15 protein-coding genes are annotated in these 17,802 nt (G+C 71.8%); 4 read left to right on the top strand and 11 right to left on the bottom strand.

Features of this window, described 5'->3' with window-relative positions; translation table 11 throughout:
* Positions 1-85: 85 nt before the first annotated feature.
* Positions 86-1,792, top strand: a complete 1,707-nt coding sequence (locus BZB76_RS29190; protein WP_121437960.1) for an MFS transporter — start codon at positions 86-88, stop codon at positions 1,790-1,792.
* A 71-nt stretch (positions 1,793-1,863) separates the two neighbouring features.
* Here the strand turns inward: BZB76_RS29190 and BZB76_RS29185 are convergent, their stop codons facing one another.
* On the bottom strand, positions 1,864-2,790 hold the full coding sequence (locus tag BZB76_RS29185) for an LLM class F420-dependent oxidoreductase (RefSeq protein WP_121437648.1): 927 nt from the start codon (positions 2,788-2,790) through the stop codon (positions 1,864-1,866).
* 54 nt (positions 2,791-2,844) lie between these two features.
* Positions 2,845-3,657, bottom strand: a complete 813-nt coding sequence (locus BZB76_RS29180) for a DUF11 domain-containing protein (protein WP_147449594.1) — start codon at positions 3,655-3,657, stop codon at positions 2,845-2,847.
* Positions 3,658-3,910: 253 nt separating this feature from the next.
* On the opposite strand from BZB76_RS29180, the gene BZB76_RS29175 reads away from it, so the two are divergent.
* Positions 3,911-4,939 carry a glycoside hydrolase domain-containing protein gene (locus BZB76_RS29175; protein WP_121437646.1) on the top strand — a complete coding sequence of 343 codons (1,029 nt, stop codon included), beginning with the start codon at positions 3,911-3,913 and terminating at the stop codon, positions 4,937-4,939.
* A 24-nt stretch (positions 4,940-4,963) separates the two neighbouring features.
* On the opposite strand, the gene BZB76_RS29170 is transcribed toward BZB76_RS29175, so the two are convergent.
* From BZB76_RS29170 to BZB76_RS29140, 7 genes are all read right to left on the bottom strand, one after another.
* Positions 4,964-5,350, bottom strand: coding sequence for a helix-turn-helix domain-containing protein (locus tag BZB76_RS29170; RefSeq protein ID WP_170180805.1), 387 nt, complete (start codon positions 5,348-5,350; stop codon positions 4,964-4,966).
* Between the two features lie 561 nt (positions 5,351-5,911).
* Entirely contained in the window at positions 5,912-6,412 is a 501-nt protein-coding gene (locus BZB76_RS29165; protein ID WP_121437644.1) for a DUF6221 family protein, read from the bottom strand.
* A gap of 65 nt (positions 6,413-6,477) precedes the next feature.
* Positions 6,478-7,947: a glycosyltransferase family 2 protein gene (locus BZB76_RS29160; protein WP_121437643.1), complete on the bottom strand. Its 1,470-nt coding sequence runs from the start codon at positions 7,945-7,947 to the stop codon at positions 6,478-6,480.
* Complete coding sequence (locus BZB76_RS29155; RefSeq protein ID WP_121437642.1) at positions 7,944-10,277, bottom strand: glycosyltransferase family 2 protein; 2,334 nt, start codon at positions 10,275-10,277, stop codon at positions 7,944-7,946. Before BZB76_RS29155 ends, BZB76_RS29160 begins: the two co-directional genes overlap by 4 nt.
* Positions 10,278-10,439: 162 nt before the next feature.
* Complete coding sequence (locus tag BZB76_RS29150; protein ID WP_246007287.1) at positions 10,440-11,624, bottom strand: GNAT family N-acetyltransferase; 1,185 nt, start codon at positions 11,622-11,624, stop codon at positions 10,440-10,442.
* Between the two features lie 52 nt (positions 11,625-11,676).
* Complete coding sequence (locus BZB76_RS29145) at positions 11,677-13,014, bottom strand: class I SAM-dependent RNA methyltransferase (protein ID WP_121437641.1); 1,338 nt, start codon at positions 13,012-13,014, stop codon at positions 11,677-11,679.
* The gene (locus BZB76_RS29140) at positions 13,007-15,040 is read right to left on the bottom strand and encodes an APC family permease (RefSeq protein WP_121437640.1); all 2,034 of its coding nucleotides are present in this window, start codon (positions 15,038-15,040) and stop codon (positions 13,007-13,009) included. Before BZB76_RS29140 ends, BZB76_RS29145 begins: the two co-directional genes overlap by 8 nt.
* 228 nt (positions 15,041-15,268) lie before the next feature.
* Between BZB76_RS29140 and BZB76_RS29135 the strand changes: the two genes are divergently transcribed.
* Positions 15,269-15,934 (top strand): potassium channel family protein, encoded by a 666-nt coding sequence (locus BZB76_RS29135; protein WP_121437639.1) that lies wholly within the window; start codon positions 15,269-15,271, stop codon positions 15,932-15,934.
* On the top strand, positions 15,934-16,593 hold the full coding sequence (locus BZB76_RS29130) for a potassium channel family protein (protein ID WP_121437638.1): 660 nt from the start codon (positions 15,934-15,936) through the stop codon (positions 16,591-16,593). The genes BZB76_RS29135 and BZB76_RS29130 overlap by 1 nt, the downstream gene beginning before the upstream one ends.
* 67 nt (positions 16,594-16,660) lie before the next feature.
* Here the strand turns inward: BZB76_RS29130 and BZB76_RS29125 are convergent, their stop codons facing one another.
* Positions 16,661-17,335 carry a DUF3159 domain-containing protein gene (locus tag BZB76_RS29125; protein ID WP_246007286.1) on the bottom strand — a complete coding sequence of 225 codons (675 nt, stop codon included), beginning with the start codon at positions 17,333-17,335 and terminating at the stop codon, positions 16,661-16,663.
* A 28-nt stretch (positions 17,336-17,363) separates the two neighbouring features.
* Entirely contained in the window at positions 17,364-17,753 is a 390-nt protein-coding gene (locus BZB76_RS29120; RefSeq protein WP_121437637.1) for an OB-fold nucleic acid binding domain-containing protein, read from the bottom strand.
* Positions 17,754-17,802: the final 49 nt, after the last annotated feature.

Raw genomic sequence — 17,802 nt, 5'->3', positions numbered from 1 at the left:
CCTCGCGAACAGCGTACTTGACGCGAACACTGTTCTTAGTTTAGAACAGCGTTCGTACCTAACGAACACTGTTCTTGGAGTGCTCATGACCGTGCCGTCGATCTCCACTCCCGAGCGCGCGGCGAAGGCCCCGTACCGCCGGCGCTGGGCCGCCCTGTTCGTGATCCTCGCCGCCGAGGTCATGGACATGCTGGACGCGTTGGTCACCAACATCGCGGCCCCGACGATCCGCGCCGAGATCGGCGGCTCCGCCGCCACGGTCCAGTGGCTCGCCGCGGGCTACACCCTGGCCATGGCGATCGGTCTTCTCACCGGCGGGCGCCTCGGCGACCTGTACGGGCGCAGACGGATGTTCCTCGTCGGCGCCGCCGGGTTCACGATCGGCTCACTGCTGTGCGGCGTCGCCGTCTCCCCCGGCATGCTCGTCGGCGCCCGCGCAGTCCAGGGGCTGTTCGGCGCGCTGATGCTCCCGCAGGGCATCGGGATGATCAAGCAGATGTTCGCGCCGAAGGAGATGGCCGCCGCGTTCAGCCTCTTCGGGCCGGTCATGGGGCTGTCGTCCGTCGGCGGGCCGGTGCTGGCCGGATGGCTGGTCGACGCCGACCTGTTCGGTACCGGCTGGCGCATGATCTTTCTGATCAACCTGCCGCTCGGCGCCGCCACCGTCCTCGCCGGGCTGCGGCTGCTGCCCGCCGGACGCGCCGAGCACACGTCCCGGCTCGATCTCGTCGGCGCGGCGCTCGCGTCCCTCGGCGCCGGGCTGCTGATCTACCCCCTCGTCCAGGGCCGCGAACACGACTGGCCCGCCTGGACGTTCCTGATGATGGCCGCGTCGCTCGCCGTCTGGGCGGTGTTCGCCCGGTACGAGATCCGCAGGCAGCGCGCCGGCGCCGACCCGCTGATCGTGCCGAGCCTGTTCCGCAGGCGCGGCTTCACCGGCGGCCTCGGCGTCGGCCTGGTGTTCTTCTCCGCCGTCGCGGGCCTCGGCCTGGTGCTGTCCCTGTTCTTCCAGATGGGGCTCGGCTACTCGCCGTTCAAGGCGGGCCTCTCACAGATCCCCTGGTCGGTCGGCATCGTCCTCGGGTTCGGCGCGGTGCAGGCCGTCCAGCGCTTCGGTCGCACGGTGATCCACGCGGGCGCGCTGATCATGGCCGTCGGAATCGCCGCGTTCTCCCTTACCCTCCGGTACGCGGGCGTCGACGTGACGCCGTGGCAGCTCGCCCCGGCGCTGACCGTGACCGGTGTCGGCATGGGGCTGCTGATGGGGCCGTTGTTCGACATCGTCCTCGCGGGCGTCGAACCGGAGGAGACCGGATCGGCGGGCGGCACGCTCACCGCCGTGCAGCAGCTCGGCGCCGCGTTCGGCGCGGCCGTCCTCGGAACGATCTTCTTCGGTCTGCTGGGCGGGCAGGTGGCGACCGCCGCGAACGGCGGTGCCGCCGCCCTCCGCGCGGACCTCGCGGCCGCGTCCGTGCCCGCCGCGTGGCAGGACCGGATCGTGGCCGGCGTCCGCGACTGCGGTCGCGACCGCGCCACCGCCGAGGACGCCGCCGCCGTCCCGGCCTCCTGCCACCGGCTCCGGGTGGACGTCACGGCCGTGACCGCCGCCGCGCCGCGATCGGCGACCGCCGTCCGGACGGCGGTCGCGGACGCGGACGAGCACGCCGCCAGGACCGGCTTCGGCGACGCCATGAAGATCACGATGTGGGTCATGGTCGGCCTTCTCGGGCTCACCTTCCTGGCGACCTTCCTGCTGCCGAGGCACGCGCGGATCGAGGAGGTGCCGGCCTGACCTGGGACGTGACGCACCAGGGCCCGCGGCGGGAGTCGCCCGCCGCGGGCTCCGGCGTGGTTCGGGGACGATCAGAGCCGGGGCATGACCTCGGAGGCGATCAGTTCCAGGTGCTCCAGGTCGTCCAGGTCGAGGACCTGGAGGTAGACGCGCTCGGCGCCCATCTCCGCGAACCGGCCCAGCTTGTCGACCAGTTCGGCGGGCGTGCCCGCGAGGCCGTTCTGCCGCAGTTCGGGGACCTCCCGTCCGATCGCGGCGGCGCGGCGCTTCACCTCCGCCTCGTCGCGGCCACAGCACAGGACCTGCGCGACCGAGTACACGAGCGGCTTCGTCCGTCCCGCCTCGGCATAGGCGGCGCGGACCCGGTCGAACGCGGCGCGCGTGTCGTCCGGCTGCTGGAACGGGACGTTGTACTCGTCGGCGTACCGGACGGCCAGCCGTGGTGTCCGCTTCGCCCCGGTCCCGCCGATGATGATCGGCGGGCCGCCCGCCTGGGCGGGCTTCGGCAGCGCGGGCGACTCGGTCAGCGTGTAGTGCTCGCCGCTGAACGAGTAGGTCTCGCCGCCCGGCGTCCCCCAGAGCCCGGTGACGATCTCCAGCTGCTCCTCCAGGCGCGCGAAACGCTCGCCCAGACTCGGGAACGGGATGCCGTACGCGGTGTGCTCCACCTCGAACCAGCCCGTGCCGAGACCGAGGTCGACGCGCCCGCCGCTCATCCGGTCGACCTGCGCGACCGAGATCGCCAGCGGGCCCGGGTGGCGGAACGTCGCGGCCGTCACCAGCGTGCCGAGCCTGATCCGGCTCGTCTCCCTGGCCAGCGCGCCCAGGGTGATCCAGGAGTCGGTCGGGCCCGGTTCGCCCGTCACGTCGCCCATCTTGACGTAGTGGTCCGAACGGAAGTACGCGTCGAAACCGAGGTCCTCCGCCGCCTTGGCGACGGTCAGCTGTGTCTCGTAGCTCGCCCCCTGCTGGGGCTCGGTGAAGATCCGAAGTCGCATGTCCCCATCCTGCTACCCGCGTCCCCCTGCTCGCGCCACTGACCAGCGGTTCGTTCAGCGGTGCCCGGTGATCCGGGTGCGGACGACGGCGCGGTTGTTCGACATGTCGGCGTCGGGGGTCGGGGACGTCGCCCGCCACGACGACTCCAGCACCGTGCCCGCCCGGACGCCGCCGCGCGGCACCGCCTCGAAGTGCAGCGTCCTGGACGCCCTGGCCCGGAGCGACCCCACCGCGCACACGTAGTCGCGGCCGCGCGGCAGGCAGGCGGTGTCGTGGCCGACGAGCCTGATCGGCCCCCGCGACTCCACGGTCACGCTCTCGGCCGTGGCCGGGCCCAGATTCCGGACGCCCAGCGCGTACCGGATCCGCGCGCCGCTCCGCGCCTTCGCCGGCGCGGTCTCGATGATCGCGAGGTCGGCGGTGCGGGAGACGCGCACGTCCGGGAACCGCGTGGTCACACGCGTCCCTCGCCAGGTGACGGCGCCGCGCAGGTGGATCGTCGTACCCGGCTTGGCCCGCCTGAGCACCTTGGCCCTGATCACCCCGCCGATCTTCTGACCGCGCCGGACGGTGCCGAGCGCGCAGACGACCTCCCGTCCACTGGACGCGCAGGCCTTCTCACCGGACACGAACGCCAGTGACTCCGGCAGCGTCGTCCTGAACACCGCCTCCCCGGACTTCGCCCGCGCCTTGCCGGTCACGCGGAACGTCCACGCCCACGCGTAGGCCCGTCCCGGGACCACGGCCCTCTCCGGCGCCGCCGTGCGCAGCACCACGCCCTTCGACGGCCCGGCGTGCGTTCTGGGACGCGGGGGCGGCTTCGCCGCCGCCACGTCCGTCATCGGCACGGCCCCCACCAGCGGCACGGCCGCCAGGATGAGGAGACCGCGCCCCCTCCATGTCCGGATCACAATGAGCCCCCCGTGGCCTGCGGTTTCTTCCTGTGGACAGGTCCGTTGTAGCGAGCGCCCGGCCGTCCGCCTAGCGCCGTGTCGGCGTGTCGTGACAGATAGTGACAGCTGTCGTCACGGATGGACCGCCCTTGGTTCCGCTGCGCGTTCACGGGCGCGCCCTGTTGAATGCGATGGACGGACCGGAACCACGACCCATGGAGTTGACATGGCTGTCTTCGGCGTCGACTACGCGTGGGGACGTCCCGGCGTGGCCGCGCTGAAACGCGCCGGGGTGAAGTTCGCGTGCCGTTACCTCTCGCACGACAAGACCGGGAAGAACCTCACCCCCGCGGAGGCCGAGAGTCTGTCCGACGCGGGCATCTGGCTCGTCGTCGTCTGGGAGACCACCGCCAAGCGTCCCCTGGACGGGCGCGCCGCGGGCGTCGCGGACGCCAGGGACGCCGCCGCGCAGGCCACGACGTGCGGCATGCCGGACGGCCGGCCGATCTACTTCGCCGCCGACTGGGACGCCTCCCCCGGCCAACAGGACGAGATCAACGCCTATCTCGACGGCGCGGCGAGCGTCCTCGGCCGCCGCCGCGTCGGCCTCTACGCGGGTCATGGGCCGCTGAAACGCGCCTTCGACGCCGGGAAGATCACCTTCGGCTGGCAGACCTACGCCTGGTCGGAGGGCCGGTGGGACGACCGCGCGCACCTCCAGCAGTACTCCAACGACCACCAGATCAACGGCGTCACCGTCGACTACGACCGCGCCGTCAGGAGCGACTACGGGCAGTGGCGCGTCGGCGTCTCGCCCGAGGGAGACGACATGCCCGACTACGTGTCCGTCGGCACCGGCGGCGAGCGACAGCAGCTTCCTCCCGGCGCGTGGACGACCGTCGGCTGGGCCAAGGAGTACTCCGACCGCGAGCACCAGCACTACGACAAGGGCGGCCCGAGTCTGCTGACCGGGTCCGCCCGCTACAGCCTGTCGGTGGCGACGACCGTCACCGGCGTCCCCGCCGGCACCCTCATCCAGGCCCGCGCGATCGAGGTTCAGATCGAGGACACCGGCAAGTTCGCGGTCGGCCCCGTCCAGGACTTCGTGTCCGTCGGCGACACGACGAACCTGGTGTACGGGCTCGCCGCCGACACCGTCGGAGCGGGCCACCGGGTGCGGTTCCAGCTGCTCCAGCACGGCGACGCGCCCGCCACGGTCACCCAGGGCACCGCCAAGGTGTTGTTCTGGAAATGACCCTCGGCGGTAAGACCCGGTAACTCAGCGTCCGTCCGGCTCCCCGTAGAGGGCGCGGAGAAACGCCAGCGCCATCCGCCGCCTCTCGCCCGGATCGGTCCGCAGGTCGGCGAAGTAGGCGTTGAGCTCCGCGAGTTCACGGGGCAGTGCGTCGGCCGCGTCCAGGTCCCGACCGCCGAGCGGCTCCCCGCCCTCACCGATCCGCGCGAGATCCCCGAGCCGCCACCGCAGGGCCTCCTCGACGGCGGCGCGGGTCCGCGCCTGCGGCCACCGCTCCCCCGACTCGAGGTTGTAGATGGTCTTGACCGTCACCCCGGCCCGCTCGGCGACCTGCTCCTGCGTCAACCCGAGCGACCCGCGCCGGGCGACCGCGTACTTGGCGACCCGCTCCCGGTCCACGTCCCCGGCCATGCCGCCCAGCATGCCGGAAACACCAGGAAACCTCCAGCACCGCACCCCGGTCACCCCAACGCACACCCCACCCCACGCGACCGCCGGACAAGCGCCCGGCGGACCACCCGGCCCCGCGACGCGCCGTCACCCGACACGCGACCAACCGGCACACCGTCCGACCACCCCCGTCGCATGACGGCCCGACCAACGGACCGCCGGCGCACCGTCCGACCGTCCAGCCCCGGCGGCGCACCGTTACCCGATGTACGACCACCCCTCGTGCGACCGACCGGTCCACGGTCCGACCGCCGAGCACCCACGACGCACGACCATCTGGTTTGCGGCCGACCGGTATACAGGCCGACCGTCCAGCCCCGGCGGCGCACCGTTACCCGATGTACGACCACCCCTCGTGCGACCGACCGGCCCACGGTCCGACCGCCGAGCACCACGACGCACGACCATCTGGTTTGCGGCCGACCGGTATACAGGCCGACCGTCCAGATCCCGCGTGGCAGGGCCACTTCCACGCCCCGCGTATGACGACTCGGTGTACGACGTCCGTGTCGGAGCGTCGCGTCAGACGCGCCAGGTCGCTCGGTAGGCCGGGTGGTCGGAGTAGGGGGTGGCCAGGAGGCGGAGGGTGGTGCAGCCGCCCTCGCGGACGTGTTCGCCGCACGCCTCGCAGACGCCCGTACCGTTCATTCGCGAGTGCAGGTCGAGGAGTTGGCGTTTCACGCGTACCTCCGCCACCACCCGTGCCGGTGAATGGCGTGCCACGTGCAGCGCCACGCCCTCCTTGACGAATGACACGTCCAGCACGAAATGCGGCCCGTACCCCGGGCGGCTCTGCCACGGGTACTCGTTGACGCTCCGCAACGAGACGGGACGTTGGAGGTGGTCCATCGGGCGACGTCCGAGGCGGAGACGCTCGCCCGAGGTCGTCTCGACCCACTGCCAGCGCTCCGAACCCGACAAGTCGGGGCCACCGTTCGGGCGCGACCGGTAGTCGGCCGCCCACCGCGCGGTGTCCTCGTCCTCGAAGAGCCTGGCCCGCAGGAACTCCACCAGATCGCTCACAGCCGCTCCGTTCCGCCGTCGACGCACCCGGGTACCGATCCTGCCATCACAAGATCAGTGGAGGGTCAGGTGCGCGTGGACGTGTCCGCGTGGGTGACGAGGCCGTGGTCGGTGAGTTCCCAGAAATGGCGGCGGCTCGGCCGGAGGAGTTGGAAGACGGCCTTGTAGGCGGCGACGCTCATCAGCGCCCAGTACAGGGGAACGGTGAGCATGACCCGCACCGCGCGGTACAGGCCGCGTTCCATGCAGCCCGCCATCAGGCAGTACACGACCAGAAGGTTGCCGGCGACCATGGCCGTGACCCCGCTGTAGAGCGTCGGCGCCGCGAACAGCGCCTGGACGTAGCGGGTGCCCGTGCAGACGTAGACCAGGGTCAGCGTCCAGAAGAACGGGTTGGCCAGGGTCGTGAGCGTCGAGAACCCCATGGTCAGGTGGAACGCGATGGTGCGTCTGGTGCCGAGTTCGCGCCACAGGCGCAGCGGGTGCCGGGTGTGGACGAGCCACGTCTGGATGTACCCCTTGATCCAGCGGCTGCGCTGCCGGATCCAGTTGCCCAGGCGGCTGTTGGCCTCCTCCTCGGTGACCGACGCCATCATCCGCACCTCCCACCCGCGGCGGGCGATGCGGATGCCGAGGTCGGCGTCCTCGGTGACGTTGTAGGGGTCCCAGCCGCCGAGGTCGGCGAGCGCGTCGGCGCGGAAGTGGTTGGACGTCCCGCCGAGCGGGATCGCCAGACGGTACAGGTCGAGGCTGCGCAGCCACAGGCAGAAGTTGGTGGCGTACTCGGCCGCGAAGCATCGCGTCAGCCAGTTCGTCCACGGGTTCCAGTACTGGAGTTCCGCCTGGACGCAGACGGTCCGGTCGGGCAGGGAGCGGAACGCCAGCACGGCCTTGCGCAGCTGGTCGCGGTCGGGACGGTCCTCGGCGTCGTAGATGACGACGAACTCGCCGCGGGCCCGCGCCAGCCCGATGTCGCACGCCTTCGGCTTGGTGCGGGGCCGTGACGGAGGGATGATCACGACCTCGAAGGGCGGGTCGAGGTCGGGCAGGGCGGCGCGGGTCTCGTCGTCGTCCTCCTCGATCAGCAGCAGGATCTGGAGCCGGTCGACGGGATAGTCGAGGCGTCCGAGCCGGTCCAGGAGAAGCGGCAGGACCTTCGCCTCCCGGTGCAGCGGTACGAGGACGGTGTAGTCCGGCAGCGCATCGTCGGACAGGCCGCGGAGTTCCCCGTCGTCGAACGTGATCACCGGCGAGCGCCAGGCCGCGGCGACGAGGACCGCCCGGAACAGCAGCGTCAGCACGTACGCGGCGGTGAGCAGCGCGACGACGCACTGCCCCCAGACGAGCGGCGCCCCGGACTCGACGACGATGTCGGCGACCAGCGCGACGACGAGTCCCGCCAGGAGCGCGCCGCCCGCGATCGCCTGACCGCCGCTCAGCAGGCGCCGCGCGCTCAGATCGTCGGTCAGGGGCGCGATGGGACGTGTCCGTCCGGGCGCCTCCGGCGCGGCCGTCACCTGCGTCGTCTGTGTCATCGAGGGTCCGTCCTGCGGTAGACGCGCTGCACGTCGTCGCGGTAGACGAGGGTGTAGTGGCGGGTGAGGGCGGGCGTGCCGCGGAGGGTCCGCCAGGTCTCGTCGGGCAGTTCCGGGACGGTTCGCGCGTAGATCCAGCGGATTCCGCTGCCCGCCGGGTCGGTGAGCGCCCTGCGCCACAACCCGAAGCTGCCCTCGTACACGATCCGCCCGATCGGGATCCGGGCGTTGAACACGACCGGCTCGTTGCCGTAGTTCTCCATCAGGACGGTGCCGCCGTCGTAGTGGCGGCGCAGCCACGCCGCGCCGTCCCGTACCGCCCGCCCCTGCCGTTCGGCGTTCCAGTTCAGAGGTTCGGCGACGGTCGCGGTGCCGGGAACCGCGAGCACCGTGGCGACCACACCGGCCGCGACGGCCGTCCGGAGGCAGGTCCGGGGACGTGTCCCCCGCGGCGCCAGCGACACCAGGTATCCGGCGAAGACGGACGCCGCCAGGAGCATCACCAGGGCGAACCGGATGTTGTAGGAGCCGCCGTGGATCTCCGGGACGTGCAGCGGACGCTGCCCCGAGTACAGCGCGTAGACGAAGAACGGCACGAAGACCAGCAGGATGTAGGGGGCGACGGACACCGGCCGCGCGCGCTCGCGCCAGCCGTGGACGAGGAGCCCGACGGCGGCCACCGCCAGGGTGATCCAGCCGAGGTCGTGGACCATCGCGAACGCGTACGTCCGTGTCGCGACGCCCGCCGCGCCGATGTTCCGGTCGCCCGACAGTGCCCACAGGGACGGGTCGGCGTACTCGCCGGAGTACCAGTACAGCGGATCCCCGAAGATCACGTAGTTCCAGCCGACCCAGCCGGCGACACCGCTGAACGCGGCGACCCCGAAGAAGACGAGATGGGCCTCCACCCGGGCGTAGTTCTTCCAGCGGCGCACCGACACGTAGGCCACGACGGCGGCCACGGCGGCGGCGAGCACCCAGCCCTCGTAGCGTGTCAGCGTGGCCAGGACCGTCGCGCACGACACCATCGCCAGTTGCTCGTACCGTCCGGTCCGGCACCACGCCTGGAGATGGTGGACGGCCGCGGCGACGCACGCGAAGAGCAGCAGTTCGGTCATCGGGGTGCTCTGCAGGTAGAGCACGTTGGCGTTGAGGGCGAACAGCCCGGCGGCCGCGGCGCCCGCGACCCGGTCTCCCGTGCCGCCCGCCCGGCCCGCCGCCATCCGCGCCGCGATCAGGTAGACGTACCAGACCGTCACCACGTAGGCGAGCATCGAGACCGCCGCGCCCGCGAAGCCCGAGTAGAACAGGACGTCGTTCCAGGCGAGCGGCAGCGACAGCAGATGCGACAGCGGCAGCCACACCCCGCCGAGCTGCGCCGCGCCCGCGGTGGGCCCGTCGACGACCCGGCGGGTGATCAGCAGGTGCGACACCGAGTCGGCGTAGGCCAGGACGGTGCCGTGCCGGAGATGGTGCGCGAACGCGCCGGCCGACAGGAGCACCGCCGCGAGCGTCACCAGGGCGAGCACCGGATCCCGGGGCCGCAGGAGCCACCGCGCGGCACGCCACCGGTGGCCCTCGGCGATCAGGTTCCGGTAGACGCCGAGAATGCTCACCAGGGACCTGGCGATCACCCAGGGCGAGGCGCCGGTGGGACGGCCGTGCTCGCGGGGATGGTGGTCGACGGGATGCTCGACGATCCGGGCCCGGCGCCGCTGGATCTTGGCGAGCAGTTCCGGGTCGATGGCGGCCGCCTCGCCCATCAGTCGCAGATCGTCGAGCAGCCGCCGGTCGAGCAGCTTGTAGGCGCAGTCGACGTCCCTGCTGCGGGTGCCGAGCAGCAGGCGGCTCACCACCGTCCACAGGTGCCCGTTGAGGCGGCGGGCGGGCGAGTCGGCGCGGTGGACGCGGTACCCGATCACGCCGTCCGCGCGCTGCTCACGCTGGATGCGCAGCAGCGCGAGGAGGTCGGCGGCCTTGTACTGGCCGTCGGAGTCGGTCAGGAGCAGCCACCGCAGGTTGGTACGTTCCAGGGCGGCGGCGATACCGGTGCGGACGGCCGCGCCGTACCCGCGGTTCACGGCGTGCCGGACGCCGATGATCCGGCCCGGGTACCGCGCGGCCAGCTCGTCCATGAGCTCGCCGGTCGCGTCGGGGCTGCCGTCGTCCACGATCACGATCCGGTGGTCGTGCCCCGCGGTGTCCAGCGTGACCAGGAAGTCCTCCACGGTCGACGCCAGGTTCTCCGCCTCGCGGTAGGCGGGCATGATGACCGCGACACCGTCCTGGACGGCGGTTCGCGCCGGTGGCGCGCACGCTACGCGGGACATGGCCGGGACATGGCAGACGGCTTCCGGTCCTCGTGGTGACGGGTCCTCGATCGTCCGGCCGCGGCGCGGTAACGATCTTGGATCTCATTGTCACGACCGGTTCCGCTCACCGGCCCTAACCGTGCCCCAAACCCCGGCAAAGATCCCCGGCGGCGCGGCGCGTCAGAACTGGTCGGCGATGTACGGCGCGAACGGCACGGCGAGGGCCGCGTCCAGGCGGGCGGCGGCCTCCGGCGTGTGCTCGGTCACCGCGCCGATCCGGACCAGGGTGGTCACCGGCGTGCCGCCCAGGTAGACGGCGGCGAGGTCGGCGGCCGACAGGGTCAGGTCCGGTGGCTCCTCCGTCCGGTCGCAGGCCGGCGCGGCGCCGACCCGCAGCCGCCACCGCCCCTCGTTGGCCGGGACGCGCGGGTCCCGTACCTCCAGCACGAACGCGTCGTCGGCGGCCCAGGAACGGGACCGCAGCGCGGCCGGCACGTCGACGAGCCGGAGCCAGAGGGCGGCCCACTCACCCTTGTGGGACACCTGGTCGGGGTCGACGGCCATGCGCGGGAGCAGGTCGTCCACCGGACGACCGTGGGCCTGGATGCGGGTCGTCAGGTCGACCGAGGCCAGGTACCGCCAGAGCGCGGCCTCGACCTGCGGTGTCTCGGCGAACAGCTCGTCCAGCCGGACCGTCTTCTCCGAATCGGTGCGGTAGACGGCGTAGCCGGCGGGGTGGACGACGACGCGGGGCTCGGTGAAACCGGGGGCCTCCCGGTCGGTCGAGGGCAGGACGGAACGCGACCACCATTCGGGGTCGCGGAGCAGGCTGCCCGGACGCCTCGACAACGCACGGGTGTAGATCGGGTCGAGGATCTCCGGGGCGGAAGCGGTGTCGAGCAGCCGCAGGGGCGCGGGGTCGGGCTCGGTGCGCAGCCTCAACTCCCTGGACGAGTCGACCTCCAGGTCGATCGAGCGGGTCGCCGCACCGAACCCGTACCGTCCGTAGATGACGCTCTGCGACGCCCACAGCGCCGCGACCGGGCGGCCCGCGGCGACCGCGTCAGCGTGCATCCGGTCCATCATGGACGTGAGCACGCCGCGCCGGCGATGCGTGGGCAGAACCCCGACGAGCGTGACCGCGGAGCAGTCGAGGACCGCGCCGGGAACGGCGAGGCGCGCGGGAAAGGCCGCGAGTTGCCCGACCAGGTCCTTGCCGTCGTAGGCGCCGACGCGTTCGGCCCGCCGCGGCCGCCACGTCTCGTTCTCGTATTCGGATTTCTCGACCCGGGTGTGGAACACCACTCCGGCGAGGTCGACCATGCGTTCGACGTCGCCTTCGGGAATGTCTCTGAGCTCGATCACTCTTCCACGCTATGCCCGGCCGCAACCGCTTTTCGCTGGTCCGTGGCGTGGATCAGCCGCGAACGAGCGTGGCGAGGCACTCCACGTGATGGGTCATCGGGAAGGCGTCGAACGCGCGGAGGGTCTCCAGCGTCCACCCGCGCTCACCGAAGTACGCCAGGTCACGCGCCAGGGTGGCCGGATCGCAGGACACGTAGGCGATCTTGCGGCCGGCGAGGCGGGCGACGTGCCGGACGACCTCGCGTCCGGCGCCGGTGCGGGGCGGGTCGAGGACGACGATGTCGGCGCCGCCGACGCGCTCACCGCCCTGGTGGCCGCCGCCGCGCTTGTTCTGCGCCCGGGACCCGCCGGAGGCGCGACCGAACTCCAGGTCGCCGACGACCTCCTCGACGGCGCCGCGCTCGATGGACACCTGCGGCAGGTCGCGCAGGTTGTACCGGGCGTCACGGACCGCCTGCCCGTCGGACTCGACGCCGACGACGAGGCCGTCCGATCCGACCCGGTCGGCGAGGACCCCGGCGAACAGGCCCGCACCGCAGTACAGGTCGAGGGCGATGTCGCCGGGTTTCGGTTCCAGAGCGTCGACGACGGCGCCCGCGAGGAGTTCCGCGGCGCCCGGATGGACCTGCCAGAAGCCGCTGCCGCTCACCTGGTACAGGCGCCCCGCCACCTCTTCGCGGACGTAGGGCAGACCGGCGCCGGGTTCGGGTTTGCCGCGGACGAGCCGGACGGGCACGTCCAGCCGGGGCACCCGGATCTTGCGACGGTCCCGGCCGCGCAGCACGACGACGCGGTCGCCGGTGGTCGCGGACACGATGCCCTCGACCCCGGACGCGCCCGGCCAGCGTTTGCGCTCGATGCCCATCAACTCCACGCCCGGGTGGGCGATCAGGCACTCGTCGACGGGTTCGATGTCATGGGAGCGGTGGCGGCGCAGCCCGACGGCGCCGCCGGAGACGGTGAACTGCACGCGGGTGCGCCAGCCGAGGCCCGGTGGCGGCGCCACGTCCGACTCCACCGGATACGGGACCTCCTCGACGATCACCGTGCGGTCGATCCCGGCGAGCCGCCGCAACTGCTCCTCGACGACGGCGGCCTTGAGTGCGCGCTGCGCGGGCAGCGCGGCGTGCTGCCAGTCGCAGCCGCCGCAGCGTCCGGGGCCCGCGAACGGGCACGGCGGATCCACCCGGTCCGGGGACGCCTCGACGATCTCCACGGCATCGGCGCGGAGGAAGTTCTTGGCGCGTTCGGTCACGCGGGCCCGGACCCGTTCGCCGGGCAGGGCGTGCCGGACGAACACCACGCGGCCCTCGTGCCGGGCGACGCAGAATCCGCCGTTGGCGACGTTGCCGACCTCCAGGTCGAGGACGTCGGGTTCGAGGTCAGTCACGGTCCGAAACACTACCCGCACCGGGAGGCGCCTCGGTCCGCGGCGGGCGCCTGGACGAGCCGGGTCCGGGCGGCTCGACCCGTCCCTTCAGCCGGTCGGACGACTGCAACTGCCACGCGACGCTCGTGACCATGACGCCCGGCTGGAACAGCAACCGTCCCTTGAGCCGCAGGGCGCTCTGGTTGTGCAGGAGCTGCTCCCACCAGTGACCGACGACGTACTCGGGGATGAACACGGTGACGACGTCGCGGGGACTCCTGCGCCGGACGTTCTTGACATAGGAGAGGACGGGCCGGGTGATCTCCCGGTAGGGGGAGTCGAGGATCTTCAGCGGGACGGGGACGTCGAGGGCGTCCCATTCCTCCTGAAGCCGCTGGGACTCCGCCGCGTCCACCGCGACCGTCACCGCCTCCAGCGTGGACGGACGGGTCGCGCGGGCATAGGCCAGCGCCCGCAACGTCGGCTTGTGGATCTTGGAGACGAGCACGATGCCGTGGTTGCGGGCGGGCAGCGCGAGTTCCTCCCCGGACGGCACCAGCTCGTCGGCGACCCGGTCGTAGTGCCGCCTGATGCCCTTCATCAGCAGGAACAGCACCGGCATCGCGATGCACACGATGTAGGCACCGAGCGCGAACTTGGTGATCAGCACGACGACGAGGACGACGCCGGTGAGGGTGGCGCCGAACGCGTTGATGCCGCGGGACGTCTTCATCCGGCGGCGCTGCGCGGCGTCGGGCTCGGCGGCCAGCAGCCGGTTCCAGTGCCGGACCATGCCGACCTGGCTGACGGTGAACGACACGAACACGCCGACCGTGTACAGCGGGATCAGCCGGCTGACGGACGCGTCGTACGCGTAGATCAGCAGCCCGGCCATGGTGGCGAGGATGATGATGCCGTTGCTGTAGGCGAGCCGGTCGCCGCGGGTGTGGAGCTGCCGCGGCAGGTAACGGTTCTGCGCGAGCACCGACCCCAGCACCGGAAACCCGTTGTACGCGGTGTTGGCGGCCAGGAACAGGATCAGCGCGGTCATCGCGGTGACGAGCGCGAAGCCGGGCTCGAAGTTGCTGAACACCGTGTGCGCGACCTGCGCGATCACCGGATCGGCGTGTTCGACGACCCGTCCCGTCTCGGGGTCGACCAACTGACTGTGGTGGCCGGGTTCGGCGAACCTGGCGTCGGTGATGTAGGCGAACGCGGTGACGCCGCCGAACAGCGTCATCGCGACGAGCCCCAGCGCCAGCAGCGTCCTGGCGGCGTTCTCGCCCTTCGGCTTGCGGAACGCGGGCACGCCGTTGCTGATCGCCTCGACCCCGGTGAGGGCGGCGCAGCCGGACGAGAACGCCCGCAACAACAGGAAGACCAGCGCGAACCCGGCGACGTCGGTCTCGTCGCCGCGGACCTCGTAGCCCGCCGTCTCGGCCTCCAGGTCGGTGCCGGCGACCAGCCGGACCACCCCCCACAGCAGCATGCTGAGGACCGCGAACATGAACAGGTAGGTCGGGATCGCGAACGCGACGCCGGCCTCCTTGATCCCGCGCAGGTTGCCGATGGTGAGCAGCGCCACGATGCCGATCGCGACGGCGACCTCGTGCGGCCGCATGAACTCCAGCAGCGCCCCGAGGTTCTCCACCCCCGACGACACCGACACCGCGACCGTGAGGACGTAGTCGACCAGCAGCGCGCTCGCGACGACCACGCCCCAGTTGCCGCCGAGGTTCTCGGTGGCGACCTCGAAGTCGCCGCCGCCGCTCTGGTAGGCCCGGACGTTCTGCCGGTACGAGGCGACCACCGTCAGCAGGATCACCACCACGGCCGCCGCGATCCACGGGGTGTAGTGGTACATCACCAGGCCGCCCGCGCCGAGCGCGAGAAGGATCTCCTGCGGAGCGTAGGCGACCGATGACAGGGCGTCGCTGGCGAACACCGGCAGCGCGATGCGCTTCTTCAGAAGCTGTTCGTGCTGCTGGGAGCTGCTCAGCGCCCGACCGACGAGCAGCCGCTTCGCAAGGTCCGGAACCTTCGACACGAGAGGAGAGCCTAGCCTTCGGACAGGATGCGGCCTTTTCGCCCCCACCTGCATGAGGCGGGCCGGGTAGTGCTCTCCTGGGGGGATGTGTAGGTTTGCAGCCCGGTAGGGATCCTCACAGGTAACGATCCTCGAGTGCGGCACGGCATGGGCGGCCATCGACGAAATGCCGTGCACGGCGCGGGGGGTACAGGGGGAACGTCCCCCTGGACGGAAGAAGGAACGGCCGTGCATATCGTGATCATGGGATGCGGGCGGGTCGGTTCGACGCTCGCGCACATCCTGGAGGACAAGGGTCACTCGGTGGCCATCATCGACCAGAACCCGGAGGCGTTCCGGCGGTTGCGCAGCGGGTTCCGGGGCCGCCGCATCACCGGGTTCGGTTTCGACCGCGATGTGATCGCCGAGGCGGGCATCGAGCGCGCGTCGGCGTTCGTGGCCGTCAGCAGCGGTGACAACTCCAACATCATCTCGGCCCGGGTGGCGCGGGAGACGTTCGGCGTCGACAACGTCGTGGCCCGGATCTACGACCCGCGGCGCGCCGAGGTGTACCAGCGTCTCGGCATCCCCACGGTCGCGACCGTCCGGTGGACCGCCGACCAGATCCTGCGGCGGTTGCTCCCCGAGGGCGCCGAGCCGCTGTGGCGGGATCCGACCGGCGCGGTCGTCCTCGCCGAACTGGACTCCGGGGCGCTGTGGGTCGGGGAGAAGGTCGGCGCGCTGGAGGAGCACGCGGGCACGCGGGTGGCGTTCCTGTCGCGGATGGGCGAGGCCCTCGTCCCCGACCGCGACACGGTGATCCAGGACGGCGACATCGTGCACATCATGGCCGGCGCCGATGATCTCGAACGCGTCAACGCCGCCGTCGCGGCACGGAACGGGGAGGAGGCCTGATGCGGGTCGCGATCGCGGGCGCGGGCGCGGTGGGCCGGTCCATCGCGCAGGAACTGCTGGAGAACGGGCACGAGGTCCTGCTGATCGACAAGAACCCGAAGGCCATCAAGGTGGAGATGGTGCCGCGCGCCGAGTGGCTGCTCGCCGACGCGTGCGAGATCTCCGCGCTGGACGACGCGGCGCTGGAGCGCTGCCAGGTGGTGGTCGCCTCGTCCGGTGACGACAAGGTGAACCTGGTGGTGTCGCTGCTGGCGAAGACCGAGTACGGGGTGCCGCGCGTCGTGGCCCGGATCAACCATCCGCTCAACGAGTGGCTGTTCAACGAGTCGTGGGGCGTGGACGTCGCGGTGTCGACGCCGCGGCTGCTGTCCGCGCTGGTGGAGGAGGCGGTGAGCGTCGGCGACCTCGTCCGGCTGATGACGTTCCGGCAGGGCGAGGCGAACCTGGTGGAGCTGACGCTGCCGGAGGACGCGCCGCTCGGCGGGCAGCGGGTCGGGTCGGTGGACTGGCCGCGCGACACGGCGCTGGTGGCGATCCTGCGGGAGGGCCGGGTGCTGGTGCCGACGGCCGACGACACACTGGAGCCCGGCGACGAGCTGATGTTCCTCGCCAGCCAGGACGTGGAGGACGAACTGGCCGAACTTCTCGGCGGCCACTGAGACGGGCCGCCCGGACGCGTGACCTGGTCGGGGAGGCGAGCCTCCTCGACCGGCCCGCGACGGGCGCCTAGGCGGGTTTCTCCCGGTCGATGGGGGTGCGGCCGCGGGCGAGCAGGCCCACCATCGCCGCCAGCGCCGCCACCTGCAACGGCCAGCCCATGACGATCTTGGCGGGGCCGAGCAGGCCGCTCTGGTCGCCGTCGGCGAGGTAGATGGGGTACTGGACGGCGACCCGCGCCGCGCACGGCAGCACCAGCAGCCAGGTCAACCGGGAGCACAGTTTCACGATCCCGGGGTCGCGGCGCCACGCGGTCGGGTCGCCGGTGACCGTGCCGATGATGAAGCCGACCAGCGGCCAGCGCACCACGATCGAGAAGATCATCGCGGCGGCATAGGCGGCGTTGAGCATGATCCCGGGCAGGAACGCGTCCTCGGCCTTGCCGGAGCGCAGCGCGAAGAACGCGGCGACCGCGATGCCGAAGAGGCTGTTCAGGACGAACTGCGGGTTGGAGCGCTGCGCGATCCGCACGGCCAGCAGCAGCACCGCGGCGCCGGCACCGGCGCCCACGGCGAGCTTGACGTCCTTCGTCGCGACATAGGTGCCGGTGAAGGCGGTGACGGGGACCGCGGCCTCGATCATGCCGCGAACACCGCCGAGGGCCTTGGCGAGCTGGGCGCGCACGGCCGCCTCGACCGTGTCGTGCGCCGCCCTGTCGTCCTGGGACGTATCCACTTCGCTCACGTCGAACTCCCGACCGCCGCGGCGGCCCTCACGAACCGCCGCGCAGCTCGTATCGCGGATTGAACATGACCTTGCGCCCGTCCTGTGTGCTCACCAGCCCCTCGGCGCGCAGCATGCGCCCCGGGTCGATGCCGGTGATCTTACGACGGCCGAGCCAGACCAGGCTGATCACGTCGGTGCCGTCGTACAGCTCCGCCTCCAGCGCGGGAGCGCCGCCCCGTGGACGGAGCGTCACCGTACGCAGCGTACCCGCCACCCGGTGTCGCGTGCGCTCGGCGCACTCGGTGATCGGCGTCGCGCCCTCGTCCCCCGAGGACTTCTGCAGCTCCTCGGCCTCGAGTTCGGCCCTGCTCGACGCCATGCGCCGCAGGAAGCGCCGCAGGCCGCCTCTCCCCCGATCGGCCGATTCCTCGTCCATGCCACGAAGCGTATGGCATCCCCGGACGAATCGGACCCCCCGCCCTCGG

The sequence above is a fragment of the Actinomadura pelletieri DSM 43383 genome (assembly GCF_003634705.1).
Lineage (GTDB): Bacteria > Actinomycetota > Actinomycetes > Streptosporangiales > Streptosporangiaceae > Spirillospora > Spirillospora pelletieri.
This window is presented reverse-complemented; position numbering and strand designations above follow the sequence as displayed.

Bases quoted from the DNA above. Each gene is read 5' to 3' on its own strand.
- BZB76_RS29185 (WP_121437648.1), bottom strand. From the start codon at position 2,790: ATGCGACTTCGGATCTTCACCGAGCCCCAGCAGGGGGCGAGCTACGAG.
- BZB76_RS29170 (WP_170180805.1), bottom strand. From the start codon at position 5,350: ATGGCCGGGGACGTGGACCGGGAGCGGGTCGCCAAGTACGCGGTCGCC.
- BZB76_RS29190 (WP_121437960.1), top strand. From the start codon at position 86: ATGACCGTGCCGTCGATCTCCACTCCCGAGCGCGCGGCGAAGGCCCCG.
- BZB76_RS29155 (WP_121437642.1), bottom strand. From the start codon at position 10,277: ATGTCCCGCGTAGCGTGCGCGCCACCGGCGCGAACCGCCGTCCAGGAC.
- BZB76_RS29130 (WP_121437638.1), top strand. From the start codon at position 15,934: ATGCGGGTCGCGATCGCGGGCGCGGGCGCGGTGGGCCGGTCCATCGCG.
- BZB76_RS29120 (WP_121437637.1), bottom strand. From the start codon at position 17,753: ATGGACGAGGAATCGGCCGATCGGGGGAGAGGCGGCCTGCGGCGCTTC.
- BZB76_RS29175 (WP_121437646.1), top strand. From the start codon at position 3,911: ATGGCTGTCTTCGGCGTCGACTACGCGTGGGGACGTCCCGGCGTGGCC.
- BZB76_RS29160 (WP_121437643.1), bottom strand. From the start codon at position 7,947: ATGACACAGACGACGCAGGTGACGGCCGCGCCGGAGGCGCCCGGACGG.